An 18,001-nucleotide genomic window follows, 5' to 3' on the forward strand; every position below is an offset into this window, starting at 1 on the left:
GGCAGCGGCGCCGACCACCGGCACCGCCTGCACCGACGCGGCCGTGGCCAACGGCGACTACCGGTACGTCGTCATCGCGCTCTACTCGACGTCCTGGACGGCGACCTCGGCTCCGAGCGCCGTGGTGACGGTCGTCGAGACGAACCAGACGATCACCTTCACCTCCTCGCCGGTGGCACCCGCCGTCGACGGCAGCTACCTGGTGACCGCGACCGGGGGCGGCTCGGGCAACCCGGTCACCTTCAGCTCGGGGTCGCCCGGGGTCTGCACGGTGACCGGCGCGAGCGTCTCGTTCGAGCACGCGGGATCCTGCACGATCAACGCCGACCAGGCCGGCAACGCGCAGTACAACGCCGCTCCCCAGGCCCAGCAGACGTTCACGGTGGCGAAGGCCGACCAGGGCATCTCGTTCACCACCACGGCGCCCGCAGGTGCGGTGGTGGACGGCAGCGGTTACACCCCGACGGCGACCGGTGGGGCGTCCGGCAACGCGGTCGTGCTGGCGATCGACGCCAGCACCGCGGCGAACTGCTCGATCGTCGCCGGGGAGATCACCCACCAGCACGTGGGCACCTGCACGGTGAACGCGAACCAGGCCGGCAACGCCGACTACCTCGCCGCGCCGCAGGTCCAGCAGTCCTACGCCATCGGCCAGGGCGCGCAGGCGATCACGTTCACCTCGACCGCGCCCGCCGACGCCAAGGTGGACGGGGCGACCTACCCGGTCACCGCCACCGGTGGTGCCTCGGGCAACCCGGTCTCCTTCGGCTCCGCGACGCCGGCGGTCTGCACCGTCAGCGGCTCGACGGTCTCGTTCGTCGGCGCCGGCACCTGCACGGTGAACGCCGACCAGGCCGGCAACGCCGACTACCTCGCCGCGGCCCAGGTCCAGCAGTCCTTCGGCGTCACCAGGACCGACCAGGCGATCACCTTCACCTCGACGGCTCCGGGGGCGGCGACGTACCAGGGTCCGACGTACGCGGTGACGGCCACGGCGACCTCGGGGCTTCCCGTGGCGCTCGCCGTCGACGGCGGCTCGTCGGCGGTCTGCTCGCTCAGCGGGTCGACGGTCTCCTTCACCGGGGTCGGCACCTGCACGATCAACGCGAACCAGGCCGGCAACGCCGCGTTCAACCCCGCGCCGCAGGTGCAGCAGTCGTTCACGGTGGGCCGGGCCGCGCAGACGATCAGCTTCGGGGCGCTGGGCGGCCGGACGTTCGGCGACGCCCCGTTCGCGATCAGCGCGNCCGACGGTCTGCACCGTGAGCGGTACGACGGTCACCCTCGTCGGCGGCGGACTCTGCACCATCGACGCGAACCAGGCCGGCAACGCGCTCTACCTGCCGGCGAGCCAGGTCCAGCAGTCGTTCACGGTGGCGAAGGCGAACCAGACGATCGCCTTCGGGGCGCTGGGCGGCCGGACCTTCGGCGACGCCCCGTTCGCGATCAGCGCGACCGCGAGCTCGGGGCTGACGGTGTCCTTCGCCAGCACGACGACGGGCGTCTGCACGGTCGCCGGGACGACGGTCACCCTCGTCGCGGCTGGACCGTGCACCATCGTGGCGAGCCAGCCCGGCACTACCGACTTCAACGCGGCTGCGCCGGTGCCGCAGTCGTTCACCGTGGCGAAGGCCGGCCAGACCGTCTCCTTCACCTCCGCCGCTCCGAGCGCCACCGTGGGCGGGCCGACCTACACGCCGACGGCGACCGCGACCTCCGGCCTGGGCGTCACGTTCGCCCTCGACGGGACCAGCACCGGGTGCACCCTGGGCGGCGGCGTCGTCTCCTTCACCTCGGTCGGAACCTGCAAGATCAACGCGACGCAGGCGGGCAACGCGAACTACGACGCGGCGCCGCCGGTGCAGCAGTCCTTCGCGGTGGCCGCCGCGGGCGACACCACGCCGCCGACGATCACGAACATCATGAACGGCAGGTCCCCGCTCTCCTGGACGAACAACAACAACGGTTCGAACTCGTGGAACGGTGGCGCCTGTGCCGGCAACCAGCTCTGCGCCACCATCACCGACACCGGAGGTAGCGGGGTCGACCCGGCCACCATCTCGTTCTCGCTGGTCGGCTTCAGCGGCGCGAACGCCGGCAAGTGCTACGACACGGCGACGGCCGGGTTCAAGGCCGGTCCGTGCACGATCATGGGGACCTTCAACGCCGGAGTCGCCCGCACCGTGGTCGATCAGTCCGACATGCTGGACGGCACCTACACGCTGGTGATCAACGCCAAGGACAACGCCGGCAACCCCGCGACCCAGCAGACCGTCGTCCTGACGATCACCTGAGCGTCAGCGGAGCGCCGCCGCCAACGCGATCTCCACCATCGCCCCGAAGGTCTGCTCGCGCTCGGCCGCGGTGGTCTCCTCGCCGGTCACGAGGTGGTCGGAGATCGTGCAGATCGCCAGCGCCTTGCGCCGGTACGACGCCGCCAGCGTGTAGAGCGCGGACGCCTCCATCTCGACCGCGAGCACGCCGTGGTCGACCAGCGGCTTGCCGAGCTCGGCGGCGCGCGGGTTGTAGAACGAGTCCGAGGAGTAGATCAGGCCGACGTGGTGGGTCACGTCCTCCCGCGCCTCGGCGGCCTCGACGGCCGCGCGGAGCAGTCCGAAATCCGCGACCGGGGCGTAGTCGAGGCCGTGGAACCGGTGCCGGTTCATCGCGGAGTCGGTGCAGGCGCCCGACGCGATCACGACGTCGCGGATCGCCACGTCGGTGGTGAGCGCACCGGCCGAGCCGACCCGGACGACCTGCTCTACGTCGTACTCGGTGAAGAGCTCGTTGACGTAGATCGCCATCGACGGCTGTCCCATCCCGGATCCCTGCACCGAGACCAGGCGCCCGTTCCAGGTGCCGGTGAAGCCGTACATCCCGCGGACCTCGGTGTAGCAGGTCGCGTTGTCCAGGAAGGTCTCGGAGATCCACCTGGCTCGGAGCGGGTCGCCGGGGAGGAGGACGGTCGGAGCGATCTGGCCGTGGCGGGCGCCGAGGTGCGTACTCATGCCGGGAATCTATCCGGAGGAACGAAGTCCGCGGCTGGACTAGCCTCGTCGCATGAGTCTCGCGCCGCTGTCCCTGCCCACCGAACCGGCCGCCTGGACCGGCTGGCTCGACGACCGGGCGCGCGGGTCGCTGCGGGTCGCCGCGGACCAGGTCGCTGCGCTCAAGGCGGCCCCGGCGCAGGACCTCGCGATCCTGCGGTCCTGGAACGACGCGGCGATCTCGGTAGCGAACGCCTCGGCGATCTGCGGCCTGCTCTCCTCGGTCCACCCGGATGCCGCGGTGATCGAGCTCGCCGAGGAGATCGAGGTCGAGGTACGCCGCTTCGCCAACGAGCTGCTGCTCGACCGGGAGGTCTTCGACCAGCTCTCCTCGCTGGCCGAGGACGCCCTCGACGACGGCGCCCGCCGGGTGCTGCGGGACGCGCTCCGGGACTTCCGCCGGGCCGGGGTGGACCGCGACGAGACCACCCGGGCGCGGATGCGCGAGCTCAACGAGCGCGAGACCGAGCTGAGCCAGGGCTTCTCGCGCAACATCCGCGACGGACGCCGAACCGCGAGGGTGCCGGCGTCGGCGCTCGCCGGGCTCCCGGAGGACTTCGTCGCGGAGCACCCGGCCGACGACGCCGGGCTGGTCGCGATCACCACCGAGTACCCCGACGTGCACCCGTTCCTGACCTACAGCGCCGACGCCGAGGCCAGGCGCGCGGTCGCGATGGAGTACTTCAACCTGGCCTGGCCGGAGAACGACCAGGTCCTCGGCGACCTGCTGCGGCTGCGCCAGGAGAAGGCGCAGCTGGTCGGCTACGCGGACTGGCCTGACTTCGACGCCGAGGTCAAGATGATCGGCAAGGGCGCCGCGATCGGCGAGTTCATCGAGCGGATCGCCGCCGACTCGGTCGACGCCGGCCGCCGCGAGCTGGCGATCCTGGCCGAGCGGGGCGCCCGTGACGGGATCGCGACCATCGACCTGTCGAACTGGCGGTACTGCTTCGAGGCGGTCAAGCGCGAGCAGCACGGTGTCGACGCCCAGGAGGTCCGGCGCTACTTCGACTTCGCCAAGGTGCACCAGGGCCTGCTCGACGTCACCGGCCGGCTCTTCGGGCTGACCTACGTCCCGGTCGACGCGCCCACCTGGCACGCCGACGTGACGTCGTACGACGTGCACCTGGACGGAGGCCTCCTCGGCCGGATCCACCTGGACCTGCACCCGCGCGACCGGAAGTACAACCACGCCGCCCAGTTCGACCTGGTGCCCGGCGTCCGGGACCGGCAGCTGCCCGAGGGCGTCCTGGTCTGCAACTTCCCGCGCGGACTGATGGACCACGACGAGGTGGTCACCCTCTTCCACGAGTTCGGCCACCTGATGCACCACGTGCTCGCCGGCCGGCACGAGTGGGTCCGGTTCTCCGGCGTCGCCACCGAGTGGGACTTCGTCGAGGCGCCCTCGCAGATGCTGGAGGAGTGGGCCTGGGACGCGGGCGTGCTGCAGGTGTTCGCGACCGATGCTGACGGGAACGCGATCCCGACCGACCTGGTCGAGCGGATGCGGGCCGCCGACGAGTTCGGCAAGGGGTTCCTGACCCGGACCCAGATGCTCTACGCGGCGATCTCCTACCGCTTCCACCTCGAGGTCCCCGACGACCTGACCGCGCGGCTCTTCGAGCTCTACCCGGAGTACAGCCTGATCACCCCGCTGGCGGGCACCCACTTCCACGCCGGGTTCGGACACCTGGACGGGTACACCAGCGCGTACTACACCTATGCGTGGAGCCTGGTGATCGCGAAGGACCTGTTCAGCGCCTTCGACCCGGACGACCTCTTCGACCCCGAGCGCGCCCGTCGCTACCGCGACACCATCCTGGCCGCGGGAGGCTCGAAGGATGCTGCCACCCTGGTCGAGGAGTTCCTCGGCCGGCCCTACGACACGGAGGCGTTCACGACGTGGTTGAACAGATGAGTGCTGAGATCGCGTTCTCCCGCTACGCGCACGACCGGATCGGCGACCGCCGTACCGACGAGGCCTGGCTGGCCGAGGTCTGGGCCGACCCGGCCACCAGGGTCCTGGTGATCGCCGGCACCCGGATCGGCCTGGTGGACGGTGCGATTCCGTGGGTCTCGCCGGCCGAGGCACCTGAGGGCGACCGGGTGCTGCTCGGGGAACACGACGGCGTCGTGCACTTCGCGGTGATCGCCGACGGCGGCCTCGCCGGGGAGGACTGGATGCCGTTGCGCGGGTTGGTCCTGGTGCTCACCGAGGACGACGCCCCACTGGTCGTGCACGCGATGGGCATCGCCGAGTGGCTGTGGGCGACCCGGCACTGCATCCGCTGCGGCGGGCGCTACGAGATCCAGCACCTCGGGCACGTCCTGCGCTGCACCGACTGCGGACGCGAGGAGTTCCCCCGCACCGACCCGGCCGTGATCATGGTGGTGACCGACGGTGAGCACCCGGAGGACCGGTGCCTGCTCGGCCGGCACCCGTCCTGGCCGCCGGGCCGGTACTCCACGCTGGCCGGCTTCGTCGAGCCCGGCGAGTCGATCGAGCAGGCCGTGCGCCGCGAGGTCCACGAGGAGTCGGGGATCACGGTGGGGGAGGTCGAGTACTTCGGCAGCCAGCCCTGGCCGCTGCCCCGGAGCCTGATGATCGGCTGCCTCGGCAAGGCGTCGTCGACCGAGATCTCGGTCGACGGGGAGGAGATCGAGGACGCCCGCTGGTTCACCCGGCAGCAGATGAAGGACGAGGCCGAGGCGGGCACGCTGGTCCTGCCCGGCGGGATCTCGATCTCGCGGTCCCTGATCGAGCACTGGTACGGCGGCGCGCTCCCCGGGAGCTGGTAGCGCCGGCAGCGGCCAATGTTCAGGGTGGTTCCCTGACGTCTCGGCGTGGCCGGTCTCCTTAGCGTGGCGCGCATGCGTCGCCTTCCGTCCCTGACTGCCCTGCTGCTGGCCACCTCGTCCTTGGTCGGTGTCGGCCTGCTGGCTGCCGGGCCTGCGGCTGCCTCGCTCACCGACTACCCCCAGGACGGCTGGCACGCTACGTCGGTCTTCGACGACGGCTCGACCCGCTCGACCACCGTGATCGACTGCAAGTCGACGATCATCAACAACATGGGCGGGGGCACCAGCTACGACGCTTCCGGCGGCTGGACCTACACCCCGTCGGCGCCGACGATGCCGAGCACCGGGATCACGGCCGCGATGGGGACCGAGGTCAATCTCGACAGCGGCCACCCGCGGGTAGGCGAGTCCTTCTACATCCACGTGTGGGCGCGTTCGATCTCGACACCGTGCAACCTGCAAGGCGTGGTGCCCGTGTTCCAGCTGCCGAGCGGGGTCACGCTGGACACGTCGATGCAGACGTTCTGCTTCTCCGACGGCGTCGCCGAGAACACCGCGACGTGCCCGCAGCCGGGCTCGGCGAAGTTCCAGCGAGCCGACAGCACCAGCGGCCTGGCGAACTCGTACCAGATCCTGTGCGGCTACGCGAGCGGCTGCTTCGACACCTACTACTGGCCGGCGGTCTACGGCCACGGCTTCGAGTTCGCGATTCCGGTGAAGTCGAGCAAGACCTTCAACGGCACGGTTCAGGGCGGCGCGGTCATCAACACCGGGGACGTGCCGACCTTCTATCCGTTGTCGTCGAACCTCAACGTGTTCGCGGGCAATACCGGGACCGGGACGACGCCGCCGCCCACGAGCGCGTCGAACGCGACGCCGGACCCGGGGTACGCGTACCGCGTCCGGTACGACGACCCGTCGACGAAGACGCGCGCCACCTACGAGCTGAACACCTCGATGGCGACGGCTCACGGAGTGCTGTCGCGGGCGGAGGTCTTCACCAACCACGTCCCCGGCGAGGTCATCTTCGCGCGGGACACCACGAAGGCGAAGCTCGATGCCCTGCCCACCAGTGCGCAGACCCTCGTCAACAACCCCAACCAGATCCAGCAGTGGACGCTCGGATCGATCGACAACGTGGGGAACTCCTACCTCTCGGAGTTCGACTGGCGCACCAGCGGTGTCGGGTCGAGTCCGGGCATGGGGGTGAGCCCGGGCACCAGGTACTACTGGCGCTACGGCTTCGTCGCCGAGCCCACCGGGACGACCCTGGCGACCGCGAAGATCACCTGGGGCGAGGTCCAGTCGTTCACCAAGGCGCCGGCGACGTGCGACGGCAAGGCGATCACGGTCTCGATCGGTCTGGGAGAACTGCCCACCGAAGGTGACGACGTCATCATGGGCACGCCGGGCAACGACTCGATCAACGGCCTCGGTGGCAACGACACCATCTGCGGCGCGGACGGCAACGACGCGATCGACGGCGGCGCCGGGAAGGACGCGATCTGGGGCGCGGCCGGCAAGGACTACCTCGTCGGCGGCGCCGGCAACGACGTGCTGCACGGCGGTGACGGCGACGACGTGCTGTTCCCGGGCGGCACCTACTCGGCCACGCTCGGCTACGACAAGGACACGGCCCTCGGCGAGGCCGGCTTCGACACGGTGAGCTACGCGGACGCCGATCGGATCACGAACCCCTCGGACTGGGCCGACGGGATTCGTTTCCTCGCGGTGCCGCTGACCAACCCGTCCGGCACGGCGAACGTGATCGGAGCCGCGGGGTTCGACAACGTCGGTTCCGGCGCCGATGCTCCGGAGCGGTTCATCGGGTCGCCGTTCAACGATCGTTTCGATGGTGCCGCCACCCCGATGATCGAGGTGGGCGGGGCCGGTGACGACCAGTTCACCAGTGGGTCGGGCGCCGAGACGATGATGCCGGGCGCGGGTGCGGACACGGTGAACGGTGGGCCCGGGGACACCGTGAGCTATGCGGACCTGGCCACCGGCGTGACCGCGATCCTGGACTCCGCGAACCCCGCCAGCGACAAGATCTCCGGGATCGCCACGCTCGTGGGATCCCGGTTCAACGACACCCTGCGCGGTGGCTCGGGCAACGACCGGATCGGCGGCCTGGCCGGCAACGACGCGATCTACGGGAGCGCCGGGGACGACGTCCTGCGGGGAGGCACCGGCAACGACACGATCTATCCCGGGGCCGGCGCGGACAAGGCCTACGGAGACGGCGGCGGCGACGCGGTCAGCTACGCCGACGTCGCCGGACCGGTGACCGCCAGCCTGGCTCCCGGGAACCCGGCGAGCGATGCGCTCATCGGCATCAGCACCCTGATCGGGAGCCCAGCCTCGGACAGGCTGTCCGGGGCGGCCGGCGCCGATCGGATCCTCGGCGGGAACGGGAACGACCAGCTCAACGGCCTGGGCGGGAACGACTACCTGGACGGCGGGGCCGGAGCCGACACCGTCAACGGCGGCGCCGGCACGGACAGGGTCTACGGCCAGGCCGGCAACGACGCTCTCCGCGGCAACGAGGGTGCCGATCAGATCTGGGGAGGCTCCGGGCGGGACCGCCTCGACGGCGGCTCCGGAAATGACGTCCTGCGCGGTGGCGCCGATCTCGACGCCGTCCTGGGTGGTGCCGGCGCTGATCGGTTGTTCGGCGAGGCCGGGGCCGACTCGCTCAGCGGGGGCGCGGGAGCCGATTACCTGGTCGGCGGGCCGGCGCGCGACGTGTGCGTCGGCGGACCTCAGCGGGACCGCGCCACGACCTGCGAGGTCAGGCGCGGCTTCCCGTAGCCGGACCTGCCCGACCCGGGGCGCTCAGGCCAGCGAAGCCAGCTTCGCCTTGACCTGGGCGAGCGACGGGTTCGTCTGCGCCGAGCCGTCGGGGTACACGACGGTCGGAACCGTCTGGTTCCCGCCGTTCACGGCCATCACCAGGTCGGCGGCAGCCGGATCCTGCTCGATGTCGACGACGTCGAAGGCGATTCCTTCGCGGTCGAGCTGGCCCTTGAGGCGGTGGCAGTACCCGCACCAGGGGGTGGAGTACATGACGGGTCGGATCTCGTTGACTTCGCTCACGCTGGTGTAACCCTTCTGACCTGGCCCGGATTCCCCGACGGGTCCACCCTAGGCACGAGGCGTCAGGGCGCCGGCACCAGGACCGGGAGCAACGCGGCCGCGGTCTCCGCTGCGAACTCCTCGTGCGTGAACAGGCGCCCGCGCTCGACCACGTGCAGGTCGGCCGTCCCGCCGAACGTGCGCGTCATCTCCTGGGCGGCGGTGTGTGGGAAGAACCGGTCCCGGCCGCCGTACACGAGCTGGACGGGGACCTCGATCCGGCGGTGCAGCTCGGGCAGTGCCGCGAGGGCGTCGTGGCCGAAGTTGCGGAGCAGCTCCCCGGCGGCCCACCTGCGGTCGGCGTCCTCGTGCAGCGGCCGGAGGAAGAACTCGGCGAACTCGCCGTCGAGCCGGCTCCGGTCGTCGAAGGAGTCGCCGAGGATCAGGCCGTGACGGCGCAGGCGCTTGTTGCGGAACGCGAGCGCCAGCACGCTCTCGACGCGCGGCAGGTGGCGCAGCGCCAGGAACGACCGGAACCGGAGGCTTCCCGGCGGCGGGAGCTCGGTGTCCAGGAGACCCCACGCCCGTACCCGCTCGTCCCCGGCGAGCGCGTGCCGCGCGACGAGTCCGCCGCTGTCGTGGCCGACGACGGCGAGGTCGTCGATCCCCAGGGCGTCGACCACGTGCCGGACCGCCGCGGCGTGCTCGGGGATGCCGAGGCGCGCGGTCCGGTCGAAGTGGCTGTCGCCGGCTCCGACGAGGTCGATCACGTGGCAGCGCAGGTGCGGTGCCAGGTGCGGGAGCAGCTCGCGGAATGTCGCGCCGGAGACCGGCCAGCCGTGCACGAGTAGCAGGTCCGGACCGGTACCGACGGAGCGCACGGCGACCTCGCCGTTGCCCGTGTCGACGTACCGGTCGGGGGCGGTCCGGAACAGGTCGGCGGCGTCGAGCGAGGTCAGGGAGGTCATGCCTCCACTGTCGTGCGACGGATGTCGCTGCGGCAATGACGTGAAGAGGTAGGTGCCCCCGGGCAGCGGATCGGTCTAGGGTCCGAGCGTGCCCCCGAGGAGAGTGGAACCGCCGGCCGGGCTCTTCCCTGCGCTGCTGCGGCACTGGCGCACCCGTCGCGGGATGAGCCAGCTCGACCTCGCGAGCGCCGCCGACGTGTCGAGCCGGCACATCAGCTTCCTGGAGACGGGCCGGTCGGCGCCGGGCGTGGACATGGTGGTCCGGCTGGCGACGACCCTCGACGTCCCGCTGCGGCAGGTCAACGCACTGCTGCGAGCGGCCGGCCACGAACCCCGGTACGCCGACGCGGCGGAGGGAGCCCTGCCGACGGCGGTGCAGTCGGCGCTCGACCTGATGAAGGCCCACCACGACCCCTACCCGCTGGTCGTGATGGACCGCAGCTACCGGATGCTCGACGCCAACCAGGGAGCGTCGGCCCTGCTCGGCGCCGTCTTCGCCGACCTCGGGCCGATCGAGCTGACGGATCTCAACCTGGCCCGGCTGACCGTCGACCCGGAGCTCGGCGGTCGCCTGGTCGTCAACCACGACGCGATGGCGCGCGACCTGCTGTGGCGGATGCAGCGCGAGCTGCTGGCCGATCCGGACAACGACGGGCTGCGCGAGCTCCTCGACGAGCTGCTCGCGACCCCCGGCCTGCCGAGCGACTGGCGCCGTGCCGACCCGACGGCGCCGTCCGCGCCCACCCTCGATCTGCAGCTGCGGGTGGGGTCCGAGACCTGGTCGTTCCTGCTGGTCGTGAGCGCCCTGCTCGCCCCGCTGGAGGTGATGCTCGAGGAGTTGCGGATCGAGCAGTGGTTCCCGGCCGACGACCTGACCGCCGCCGGGTGCGCGGCGCTGCTCGGGTAGCGGCGGGTCCACACCCGGCGGATCTCGGCAGTCGTCCACAGGGTTCCGCCCCGAGAGCTGCCTGTCCGTGCTCGCAACTAGGCTGGGGCGACTCCTTCCGATGCCGAGGTGAACCGTTCCGTGACCAGCGCAGATCGACTGCTCGAGGGCCTCGACCCCGAGCAGCGCCAGGTCGCCGAGGCGTTGCGCGGTCCGGTGCGGGTGCTGGCCGGAGCCGGCACCGGCAAGACCCGGGCGATCACCCACCGGATCGCGTACGGCGTCGCGGCCGGCGTCTACAACCCGTCCGAGGTGCTGGCGGTGACGTTCACCGCGCGCGCGGCCGGCGAGATGCGGACGCGGCTGCGGGCGTTGGGCGCTCCCGGCGTCCAGGCGCGGACCTTCCACGCCGCCGCGCTGCGCCAGCTGCGGTACTTCTGGCCGAAGGTGTACGGCGGCGAGCCGCCCGAGCTGACCGCGTCGAAGATCCCGGTCGTGGCGGGTGCCGCGCGGCGCAACCGGCTGGAGGTCGACCAGGCCCGGCTGCGGGACCTGGCGAGCGAGATCGAGTGGTCCAAGGTGACCAACGTGCGCCCGGACGACTACGAGCGGATGGCGCCGTTGCGCGGGCGCGAGGTCAGCGGACTCACCGCGGGCGAGGTCGCGCACGTCTTCTCGACGTACGAGGAGCTCAAGCGCGAGCAGGGCCGGATGGACATGGAGGACGTGCTGCTGATCGCCGCTGCGCTGCTGGCGGAGGACGACCGGGTCTCGGCCCAGGTGCGCTCGCAGTACAAGTGGTTCGTCGTCGACGAGTTCCAGGACGTCAGCCCGATCCAGGCCGCGCTGCTGGATCTGTGGCTCGGCGGGCGCGACGAGCTCTGCGTCGTCGGTGACCCGGCGCAGACGATCTACTCGTTCGCGGGGGCGCGGGCGGCGTACCTGAGCGAGTTCTCCGGCAAGTACCCGGCGACCACCAGCATCGAGCTGGTCCGCAACTACCGCTCGACGCCGCAGGTGATCGCGGCGGCCAACACGCTGCTGAAGGGCACCGCCACCGGGTCGGTGCAGCTCCGGGCGCAGCAGCCCGCCGGCGCCGAGCTGACCTGGTACGAGGCGACCGACGAGGTCGCCGAGGCGGACGCGGTCGCCGCGGAGGTGGCCCGGCTGCTCGCCGCCGGGACGCCGCTGCGCGAGATGGCGGTGCTGTTCCGGATCAACGCCCAGTCGGAGACCTTCGAGGAAGCCCTCACCGCGCGCTCGATCCCGTACGTCGTCCGCGGCGCCGCCCGGTTCTTCGAGCGCCCCGAGGTCCGCCAGGCCCTGGCCCTGCTCCGCGCCAGCGCCCGGGCCGGCGAGGCGGCCAGCGACGGCCTGCTCGACCAGGTCCGCGGCGTCCTCGGCGGGATGGGCTGGAGCACGGAGCCGCCCGCGGCCCGCGGCCAGGCCCGCGACCGCTGGGAGTCGCTGATGGCGCTGGTCTCCCAGGCCGAGGAGTACGGCACGGCCGAGCTGGCCCCGACCCTGGAGGGGTTCGTCGCCGAGCTGGATCGCCGGGCCACCGAGCAGCACGCCCCGGTCGCCGAGGGCGTCACCCTGGCCACCCTGCACACCGCGAAGGGCCTGGAGTGGGACGCGGTCTTCCTCGCCGGGATGCAGGAGGGCTCGATGCCGATCACCTACGCCGACACCCCGGCGGCGGTGGAGGAGGAGCGCCGGCTGCTCTACGTGGGCATCACCCGCGCCCGGAAGCACCTGATGCTCTCCTGGTCGCTGGCCCGCAACCCGGGCGGCCAGGCCCGCCGCAAGCCGTCACGCTTCCTGTCCGGCCTCCGCCCGGAGTCGGTGATGGACCGTCCGGCCGCGGCGGCTTCCTCGGCCCGGAGCAAGCGCCGGGCGAAGGCGTCGACCTGCAAGCTCTGCCAGCGCCCGCTCGCATCCGCCCGGGAGCGGAACCGCGGATTCTGCGGCGAGTGCCCGATCCCGTACGACGAGGACGTGTTCGAGTCGTTGAAGGCCTGGCGCCGTGGTCGGGTGGAGATCGAGTCCGCCGAGGCCGAGAAGCCGGTGCCGGCGTTCGTGATCTTCAGCGACGCCGTCCTGGAGGCGCTCGCCGAGGTGGTGCCGACCACCCGGCAGGCGATGCTGGGCATCCCCGGGATCGGCCCGGCGAAGCTCGAGAAGTACGGCGACGAGCTGCTCGCCGTCCTGGCCGAAAAGAAATCTGAATAAATGATTTGCACGCCGTGTTAGCCGCGGCGTACCTTGTCTGACGTCATCACACGCGCACTACGGCCCTGACAACGCCGGCGCCCGAAGCCCCGAAGGAGGTGCACGACCCATGAAGAACCAGAACATGAATCAGTCCTGGCAGACCGTGACGCGGTCCATTTCCATCGTGCCCGTCCACGGTTTTGGCATGGGTGACGTGTGCCCGGAGACCGTCGGCTTCCACGCCGGCACGTCCACTCTCAAGCGTCGTCACGCAGCAGCCGTCAAGGCCACCCCGGTTATGGGCCGCCAGCCTTGGAGTCCACCTGTCACATGAGTTCTCACTCATCGACCGGACCTCCAAGGCCGCGAATCCCGATCAAGGGATCCGCGGCCTTCGTGTTTCTCAGAGCAAGACCAGCAGTGAATCAGCGATCGATATCAGAGAAGAGGAGGTGGCACATGAGCATCAGCGTTCTGAACCCCGGTGGGTTGGACGAGGATCTGCTCCCGTGTCGCGTGAACGAGGCGGAGCTGTTCTTCGCCGAATCACCTAGTGACGTGGAGCTCGCGAAGGCCCTGTGCCAGAGCTGTCCCGTGCGTGTCGAGTGCCTCGCCGGGGCGCTCGAGCGGAAGGAGCCCTGGGGCGTCTGGGGTGGTGAGCTGTTCCTCTCCGGAGTAGTGATCCCCCGCAAGCGTCCCCGTGGCCGGCCTCGGAAGACCGAGGTCGCAGCCTGACCGGCTGCCGACGAGACCACCGAAAGCCAATGAGATGACCCAGACTTCCGAACGGAGCACCACCATGAGCAACCTCCTTGCAGAGGACCTGGCGCGCGCCCATCTGGCCGCGCGCCTCCAGCAGGCAGAGTCGCAGAGGCGCGGGCACCAGCTCGCCGCCGCTCGGCGTCTCTCCCGCAAGGCTGAGCGCGCGGCTGCACAGGCACGCTTGGCTCTCGCCCGCGTGATCTGACCAGTTCCAAGACTTCTCGTCGATCGCGGGAAGACCGCCGTCCGACCCTCGGGTCGGGCGGCGGTTTCGCTTTTCCTGCGTAGATTGGGCCCATGACCACGTGCGCGTTCTGCGGGACGGTCGACGAGGGCGACCAGCCGCCGCTGACCTGGGTCAGTGCGACCGAGCGCGGGCGCCAGCAGTGGTTCTGCGACGCCTGCTCGCGCGAGCACCTGCGGGCGATGGAGTCGAAGCTCGACTCCGAGTGGTGGTAGGCCTCAGCCGGCGAAGCCGGGCAGCGACTCGGTGAGGACCTGCCGGAACGGCACCGTGGCGCCGAGCTGGCTCAGCACACCGACGCCGCCGACCCAGGTGCGGTGGATCAGCAGGTACGACGGCGGCAGGTTGAGCCGCAGCATCACCGAGTAGGCGTCGCCCTTCGGATCGTTGACCCGCTTGAACTGATCCTGCATCCAGGCCCGGGAGAAGGTGAACTCGGGCGTGCTCGCCGGCTCGACGAACGGCCCCAGGTAGGACCGGAGCTTCTCGGCGTCGACGTTGATCTTCTCCCGGATGAACCCCTCGTCGCGCAGCGCTGTGACCAGGCTGTCGTAGTCATCCATGCAGGCGATCCGGATCAGCGAGCCCAGCGAGGCCGGCAGCGCCCGCTCCTCGAACCGGGCGACGGCCCCGTAGTCGAGGACGCCGAGGCGGCCGGGCGAGCCGTCCGGCTCCGGGACGAGGCGGAAGTTGCCGGGGTGCGGGTCGGCGTGCAGCATCCCGGTCCGGGCCGGGGCGCCGAAGAGGAAGCGCACGAAGCGCTCGCCGTAGTGGTCCCGCTCGGCCTGGGTGCCCTCGCGGATCACCTGGGCCAGCGAGGCCGGGCTGTCCAGCCACGAGCTGACCAGCACCTTCTCGGTGCCGGCGCGCACCTCGGGGACCACGATGGCCGGGTCGCCGGCGTACTCGGCCGCGAAGACCCGCTGGGCCTCCGCCTCGAGGCGGTAGTCCAGCTCCTCCTCGGCACGCTCCTGCAGCTCGGTGACGAGCGGCTTCACGTCGATGCCGGGGAACACCGGCCCGAGTCCGCGTGCGACCCGGGCGAGCTGCTTCAGGTCGTTGCGGAGCGCGTCGCCGGCTCCGGGGTACTGCACCTTCACGGCGACCTCCTCGCCGTCCCAGCGGGCGCGGTGCACCTGCCCGATCGAGGCGGCCGCGGCCGGTTCGGCATCGAGGTCGGAGAGTCGGTCGGCCTCGGCGCCGAGCTCCTCGGCGAGGATCTGCCGGACGGTGATCGTCGGCATCGGCGGTGCCGAGTCCTGGAGCCTGGTCAGCTGTTCGCGGTACGGCGCCGCGAGCTCCTCCGGCAGGGCGGCCTCGAAGATCGACATCGCCTGGCCGAACTTCATCGCCCCGCCCTTGAGCTCCCCGAGCGTCTTGAAGAGCTGTTCCGCGGTGCGCTGCTGGAGCTCGGTCATCACGACCTCGGCGGGAGCGCCGCCGATCCTCTTGCCCAGACCGATCGCGCTGCGGCCGGCGTACCCGAGGGGCAGCGCCGCCAGCCGGGCGGTCCTGGCGACGGCCTTGCGCGGAAGGTCGGTCATGCTGGCCTCGTCGGGGTCATGCTCCCATTGTGACCGATCCCCGGGCGTCGTCCGCCGGATCGTCGCGGATGCCCCAGGAGCAGCCGCACCCGGGGTGCCGCAGTGCCGGCACGGTCTCGGTCGGCGTCTCACCCGGGGTGAACGTGAGCGTGGCCGACCAGGTGCTGGGCCGCTCGCCCTCGGCATACCGGAGCAGGTCGCCGACGGCCCAGCCGAGGGCGACCACGGCGAGCGCCGAGTGCACCGGCGCCGCGACGCCGTCGCGCCGCTCGGACCGGAGGAGCTCGGCGAGGGCGACCGGGTGCTGCTCGTCGACCTGGGCACGGTGCGCGTCCAGGCAGCGCAGGCACGCGGTGCTCCCTGGTGAGACGAACGGGCCGAGGATGATCTCGGACTCCACCGCCCGGAGCAGCAGGTGCGGGACGCCGTCGCGGACCAGGTGGTCGAGGTCGGACCGGTCGGGCTCCCCGTGCGAGAGCACCAGCACCGCCGTGGGCGGCAACCGGTCCGAGTCCGCGGCGATCCCGAGACCGCACCGGCCGAGCAGCGTGCCCGGATCGAGGAGCTCGGTCGCACCGAGGCGGCCCTGCACCCGGATCCGGTGCCGCCGCCGGCGCCGGAGCCGGTCGGCGGCCTCCTCGGGGTGGTGCAGGATCAGCGCCGCGACCTCCTCCGGGGCGATCCGCGGGTGCAGCAGCGCGTCGCCGTCGCGCAGTGCCGGGGCCAGGTGGGCCAGCGCGCGCCGTGCCGCCGGGGAGTCCCGCGGCGCCTCGCCGCGTTCGAGGGTCGCGAGCACGCGGCGTACCGCGGGAGTGTCCGGGATCCTGAGCCGGTGCCGGTCGGAGAAGCCGATCTGCAGCTCACCGGGGGAGACCTCCAGGATGCGCAGACCGGGCGCGAGCACGGGTCGGCGGAACCGGTGCTGGGTGGCGGGGACTTTCATGGCGAGGGAGCGTAGGACGCGGGTGGACCCGTCGCGAGCGGTTGTCCACAGGGATGTTCAGGCGGCCGGGAACGCACAACGGCGGGGCTCACCCGCAGGCGAGCTCCCGCCGTCGTCGCCGAACGCGGTGCTGAGGCGTGAGCCTCAGGCGCGACCGAGGATGCGGTTCAGCTTGGTGCCGCACACAGGGCAGACGGCCTTCGCCATCTTGGTGCCCTTCTCGTTGACTTCGATGTGGCCTTCGGCCTCACGCTTTTCCTTGCACTTGACGCAGTAGAACTCGCCGCTCCAGCTCTCCGCCATGACGGCCTCCTTGATCCATGTCGCCTGGTCGTCGCGGCGGGAGCCTTAGGGAAGACCCGCCGGGGTCCGGTCCGAACCAATTTCGACCCTAGACCACGTTTGCGCTCATTCGAGGTACCGATTGCGCGTCGTTCCAGCGTGTCCTGAGAGCGTTTCGACCCGGAATCTCGCGGGTTTTGAGCTGTTCGAGGCGCTGTGAGTTGCATCCCGAGACGCGTTCCGGACCCCTTCCCGGCGGTAGCCTCCGGTCCATGTCCACCGATTCCGAAGCGCCCCTGATCGACCTCCGGCTGGAGCGTCCGTCCGCGGGCGTCGTCCGCCTGGTGCTCGACAACCCCGACCAGCGCAACGCCATGTCCGACGGCATGACGGCCTCCTGGGTCCGTGCCGTCGACCGGCTGGCCGCCGACCGCGAGGTCCGGGTGGTGGTCGTCACCGGCGCCGGCAGCGCGTTCTGCTCGGGCGGGAACCCGGCCTGGATCGCGGGCGAGCCCGATGCGGAGGTCGACTACCTGCGCACCCGGATGATCGCGTTCTACCGGGCCTGGCTCTCGATCCGCCGGCTCGAGGTGCCCACGATCGCGGCGCTCAACGGGCACGCCGTCGGTGCCGGCCTCTGCCTGGCCCTCGCCTGCGACCTGCGGTACGCCGCTGCCGGCGCGAAGCTGAGCGTGCCGTTCGTCAAGCTCGGGATGAACCCCGGGATGGCGGCCAGCTACCTGCTGCCGAACGTGGTCGGCGACGCCGCCGCCCGGGAGCTGCTGCTCACCGGCCGCGCCGTCGAGGGCGACGAGGCGCGGCAGCTCGGGCTGGTCAACCGGGTCTTCCCGGCGGAGTCGTTCGAGGACGAGGTCCTGGCGATCGCCGAGGGGATCGCCGCGACGGCGCCGATCCCGAGCAGGTACACCAAGGTGGCGCTGCGCGACGGCGGCCACCGCGACTTCGAGTCCGCCGTGCAGTGGGAGGCGCTCGCCCAGCCGATCACGCTGGCGACGGCGGACCTGCAGGAGGGCGTCCGGGCGGCCCGGGAGAAGCGGAAGCCGGAATTCAGGGGTATCTAGGGCGTCTCGACAGGCTCGACGTCCGGGCAGAGAAGAGACCCCCGACCGCCGCTGTTCGGTGTTTGCCTTCCCCTTGCGAACACTGTCCCAACGGTGGCCGGGGGCCTCTTCTGCGCGTCACGCTAGGGCGAGCGCGGGCGCCCGGTCAATGCTCG

General features: G+C 71.3%; 21 protein-coding genes. 11 read left to right on the forward strand and 10 right to left on the reverse strand.

The window, feature by feature from the left end:
* Positions 1 to 195: 195 nt before the first annotated feature.
* From EFK50_RS16670 to EFK50_RS16675, 4 genes are all read right to left on the reverse strand, one after another.
* On the reverse strand, positions 196 to 405 hold the full coding sequence (locus EFK50_RS16670; RefSeq protein ID WP_148046213.1) for a hypothetical protein: 210 nt from the start codon (positions 403 to 405) through the stop codon (positions 196 to 198).
* A 48-nt stretch (positions 406 to 453) separates the two neighbouring features.
* Entirely contained in the window at positions 454 to 603 is a 150-nt protein-coding gene (locus EFK50_RS22315) for a hypothetical protein (protein ID WP_183407889.1), read from the reverse strand.
* A 114-nt stretch (positions 604 to 717) separates the two neighbouring features.
* Positions 718 to 861, reverse strand: a complete 144-nt coding sequence (locus tag EFK50_RS22320; protein ID WP_183407890.1) for a hypothetical protein — start codon at positions 859 to 861, stop codon at positions 718 to 720.
* Positions 862 to 867: 6 nt separating this feature from the next.
* Positions 868 to 1,134, reverse strand: a complete 267-nt coding sequence (locus tag EFK50_RS16675; protein ID WP_148046214.1) for a hypothetical protein — start codon at positions 1,132 to 1,134, stop codon at positions 868 to 870.
* Between the two features lie 128 nt (positions 1,135 to 1,262).
* Between EFK50_RS16675 and EFK50_RS16680 the strand changes: the two genes are divergently transcribed.
* On the forward strand, positions 1,263 to 2,294 hold the full coding sequence (locus EFK50_RS16680; protein WP_123228737.1) for a hypothetical protein: 1,032 nt from the start codon (positions 1,263 to 1,265) through the stop codon (positions 2,292 to 2,294).
* 3 nt (positions 2,295 to 2,297) lie between these two features.
* Here EFK50_RS16680 and deoD read toward each other — a convergent pair whose 3' ends face one another.
* Positions 2,298 to 3,008, reverse strand: coding sequence for a purine-nucleoside phosphorylase (gene deoD, locus EFK50_RS16685; protein WP_123228738.1), 711 nt, complete (start codon positions 3,006 to 3,008; stop codon positions 2,298 to 2,300).
* A gap of 52 nt (positions 3,009 to 3,060) precedes the next feature.
* On the opposite strand from deoD, the gene EFK50_RS16690 reads away from it, so the two are divergent.
* From EFK50_RS16690 to EFK50_RS16700, 3 genes are all read left to right on the forward strand, one after another.
* On the forward strand, positions 3,061 to 4,965 hold the full coding sequence (locus EFK50_RS16690; RefSeq protein ID WP_123228739.1) for a M3 family metallopeptidase: 1,905 nt from the start codon (positions 3,061 to 3,063) through the stop codon (positions 4,963 to 4,965).
* Positions 4,962 to 5,846, forward strand: coding sequence for an NAD(+) diphosphatase (gene nudC, locus EFK50_RS16695; protein ID WP_123228740.1), 885 nt, complete (start codon positions 4,962 to 4,964; stop codon positions 5,844 to 5,846). Before EFK50_RS16690 ends, nudC begins: the two co-directional genes overlap by 4 nt.
* Positions 5,847 to 5,918: 72 nt before the next feature.
* The gene (locus EFK50_RS16700; RefSeq protein WP_123228741.1) at positions 5,919 to 8,657 is read left to right on the forward strand and encodes a calcium-binding protein; all 2,739 of its coding nucleotides are present in this window, start codon (positions 5,919 to 5,921) and stop codon (positions 8,655 to 8,657) included.
* Positions 8,658 to 8,681: 24 nt separating this feature from the next.
* Here EFK50_RS16700 and EFK50_RS16705 read toward each other — a convergent pair whose 3' ends face one another.
* Positions 8,682 to 8,912: a mycoredoxin gene (locus tag EFK50_RS16705; RefSeq protein ID WP_123229086.1), complete on the reverse strand. Its 231-nt coding sequence runs from the start codon at positions 8,910 to 8,912 to the stop codon at positions 8,682 to 8,684.
* Between the two features lie 92 nt (positions 8,913 to 9,004).
* The gene (locus EFK50_RS16710) at positions 9,005 to 9,889 is read right to left on the reverse strand and encodes an alpha/beta fold hydrolase (RefSeq protein WP_123228742.1); all 885 of its coding nucleotides are present in this window, start codon (positions 9,887 to 9,889) and stop codon (positions 9,005 to 9,007) included.
* An 88-nt stretch (positions 9,890 to 9,977) separates the two neighbouring features.
* Between EFK50_RS16710 and EFK50_RS16715 the strand changes: the two genes are divergently transcribed.
* From EFK50_RS16715 to EFK50_RS22325, 6 genes are all read left to right on the forward strand, one after another.
* Positions 9,978 to 10,796, forward strand: a complete 819-nt coding sequence (locus tag EFK50_RS16715; RefSeq protein WP_148046215.1) for a helix-turn-helix domain-containing protein — start codon at positions 9,978 to 9,980, stop codon at positions 10,794 to 10,796.
* Positions 10,797 to 10,916: 120 nt separating this feature from the next.
* On the forward strand, positions 10,917 to 13,007 hold the full coding sequence (locus EFK50_RS16720; protein ID WP_123229087.1) for an ATP-dependent DNA helicase UvrD2: 2,091 nt from the start codon (positions 10,917 to 10,919) through the stop codon (positions 13,005 to 13,007).
* A 109-nt stretch (positions 13,008 to 13,116) separates the two neighbouring features.
* Complete coding sequence (locus EFK50_RS21935) at positions 13,117 to 13,323, forward strand: hypothetical protein (protein WP_148046216.1); 207 nt, start codon at positions 13,117 to 13,119, stop codon at positions 13,321 to 13,323.
* Positions 13,324 to 13,448: 125 nt separating this feature from the next.
* Positions 13,449 to 13,724 carry a WhiB family transcriptional regulator gene (locus EFK50_RS16725; RefSeq protein ID WP_123228744.1) on the forward strand — a complete coding sequence of 92 codons (276 nt, stop codon included), beginning with the start codon at positions 13,449 to 13,451 and terminating at the stop codon, positions 13,722 to 13,724.
* Positions 13,725 to 13,788: 64 nt separating this feature from the next.
* Positions 13,789 to 13,956, forward strand: coding sequence for a hypothetical protein (locus tag EFK50_RS16730; RefSeq protein ID WP_246004210.1), 168 nt, complete (start codon positions 13,789 to 13,791; stop codon positions 13,954 to 13,956).
* Between the two features lie 92 nt (positions 13,957 to 14,048).
* Positions 14,049 to 14,210: a hypothetical protein gene (locus tag EFK50_RS22325; RefSeq protein WP_183407891.1), complete on the forward strand. Its 162-nt coding sequence runs from the start codon at positions 14,049 to 14,051 to the stop codon at positions 14,208 to 14,210.
* A 3-nt stretch (positions 14,211 to 14,213) separates the two neighbouring features.
* Here EFK50_RS22325 and EFK50_RS16735 read toward each other — a convergent pair whose 3' ends face one another.
* From EFK50_RS16735 to EFK50_RS16745, 3 genes are all read right to left on the reverse strand, one after another.
* Complete coding sequence (locus EFK50_RS16735; protein WP_123228746.1) at positions 14,214 to 15,539, reverse strand: ABC1 kinase family protein; 1,326 nt, start codon at positions 15,537 to 15,539, stop codon at positions 14,214 to 14,216.
* Positions 15,540 to 15,555: 16 nt separating this feature from the next.
* Entirely contained in the window at positions 15,556 to 16,482 is a 927-nt protein-coding gene (locus EFK50_RS16740; protein WP_123228747.1) for a TOMM precursor leader peptide-binding protein, read from the reverse strand.
* Positions 16,483 to 16,626: 144 nt separating this feature from the next.
* Complete coding sequence (locus EFK50_RS16745; RefSeq protein WP_123228748.1) at positions 16,627 to 16,785, reverse strand: DUF5679 domain-containing protein; 159 nt, start codon at positions 16,783 to 16,785, stop codon at positions 16,627 to 16,629.
* A 251-nt stretch (positions 16,786 to 17,036) separates the two neighbouring features.
* On the opposite strand from EFK50_RS16745, the gene EFK50_RS16750 reads away from it, so the two are divergent.
* A complete protein-coding gene (locus tag EFK50_RS16750) occupies positions 17,037 to 17,846 on the forward strand; it encodes an enoyl-CoA hydratase/isomerase family protein (protein ID WP_123228749.1) in 810 nt (269 codons plus the stop codon).
* Positions 17,847 to 18,001: the final 155 nt, after the last annotated feature.

The organism is Nocardioides marmoriginsengisoli, assembly GCF_003725695.1.
GTDB classification, from domain to species: Bacteria; Actinomycetota; Actinomycetes; order Propionibacteriales; family Nocardioidaceae; genus Marmoricola; species Marmoricola marmoriginsengisoli.

What these genes read in the sequence shown, in the direction of transcription:
- EFK50_RS16740 (WP_123228747.1), bottom strand. Translation starts at nt 16,482, where the DNA reads ATGAAAGTCCCCGCCACCCAGCACCGGTTCCGCCGACCCGTGCTCGCG.
- EFK50_RS16750 (WP_123228749.1), top strand. Translation starts at nt 17,037, where the DNA reads ATGTCCACCGATTCCGAAGCGCCCCTGATCGACCTCCGGCTGGAGCGT.
- EFK50_RS16705 (WP_123229086.1), bottom strand. Translation starts at nt 8,912, where the DNA reads ATGTACTCCACCCCCTGGTGCGGGTACTGCCACCGCCTCAAGGGCCAG.
- EFK50_RS16700 (WP_123228741.1), top strand. Translation starts at nt 5,919, where the DNA reads ATGCGTCGCCTTCCGTCCCTGACTGCCCTGCTGCTGGCCACCTCGTCC.
- EFK50_RS16745 (WP_123228748.1), bottom strand. Translation starts at nt 16,785, where the DNA reads ATGGCGGAGAGCTGGAGCGGCGAGTTCTACTGCGTCAAGTGCAAGGAA.
- EFK50_RS21935 (WP_148046216.1), top strand. Translation starts at nt 13,117, where the DNA reads ATGAAGAACCAGAACATGAATCAGTCCTGGCAGACCGTGACGCGGTCC.
- EFK50_RS16710 (WP_123228742.1), bottom strand. Translation starts at nt 9,889, where the DNA reads ATGACCTCCCTGACCTCGCTCGACGCCGCCGACCTGTTCCGGACCGCC.
- EFK50_RS16725 (WP_123228744.1), top strand. Translation starts at nt 13,449, where the DNA reads ATGAGCATCAGCGTTCTGAACCCCGGTGGGTTGGACGAGGATCTGCTC.
- EFK50_RS22325 (WP_183407891.1), top strand. Translation starts at nt 14,049, where the DNA reads ATGACCACGTGCGCGTTCTGCGGGACGGTCGACGAGGGCGACCAGCCG.
- EFK50_RS16730 (WP_246004210.1), top strand. Translation starts at nt 13,789, where the DNA reads ATGAGCAACCTCCTTGCAGAGGACCTGGCGCGCGCCCATCTGGCCGCG.
- EFK50_RS16670 (WP_148046213.1), bottom strand. Translation starts at nt 405, where the DNA reads ATGCCCTGGTCGGCCTTCGCCACCGTGAACGTCTGCTGGGCCTGGGGA.
- deoD (WP_123228738.1), bottom strand. Translation starts at nt 3,008, where the DNA reads ATGAGTACGCACCTCGGCGCCCGCCACGGCCAGATCGCTCCGACCGTC.
- EFK50_RS16735 (WP_123228746.1), bottom strand. Translation starts at nt 15,539, where the DNA reads ATGACCGACCTTCCGCGCAAGGCCGTCGCCAGGACCGCCCGGCTGGCG.
- nudC (WP_123228740.1), top strand. Translation starts at nt 4,962, where the DNA reads ATGAGTGCTGAGATCGCGTTCTCCCGCTACGCGCACGACCGGATCGGC.
- EFK50_RS16690 (WP_123228739.1), top strand. Translation starts at nt 3,061, where the DNA reads ATGAGTCTCGCGCCGCTGTCCCTGCCCACCGAACCGGCCGCCTGGACC.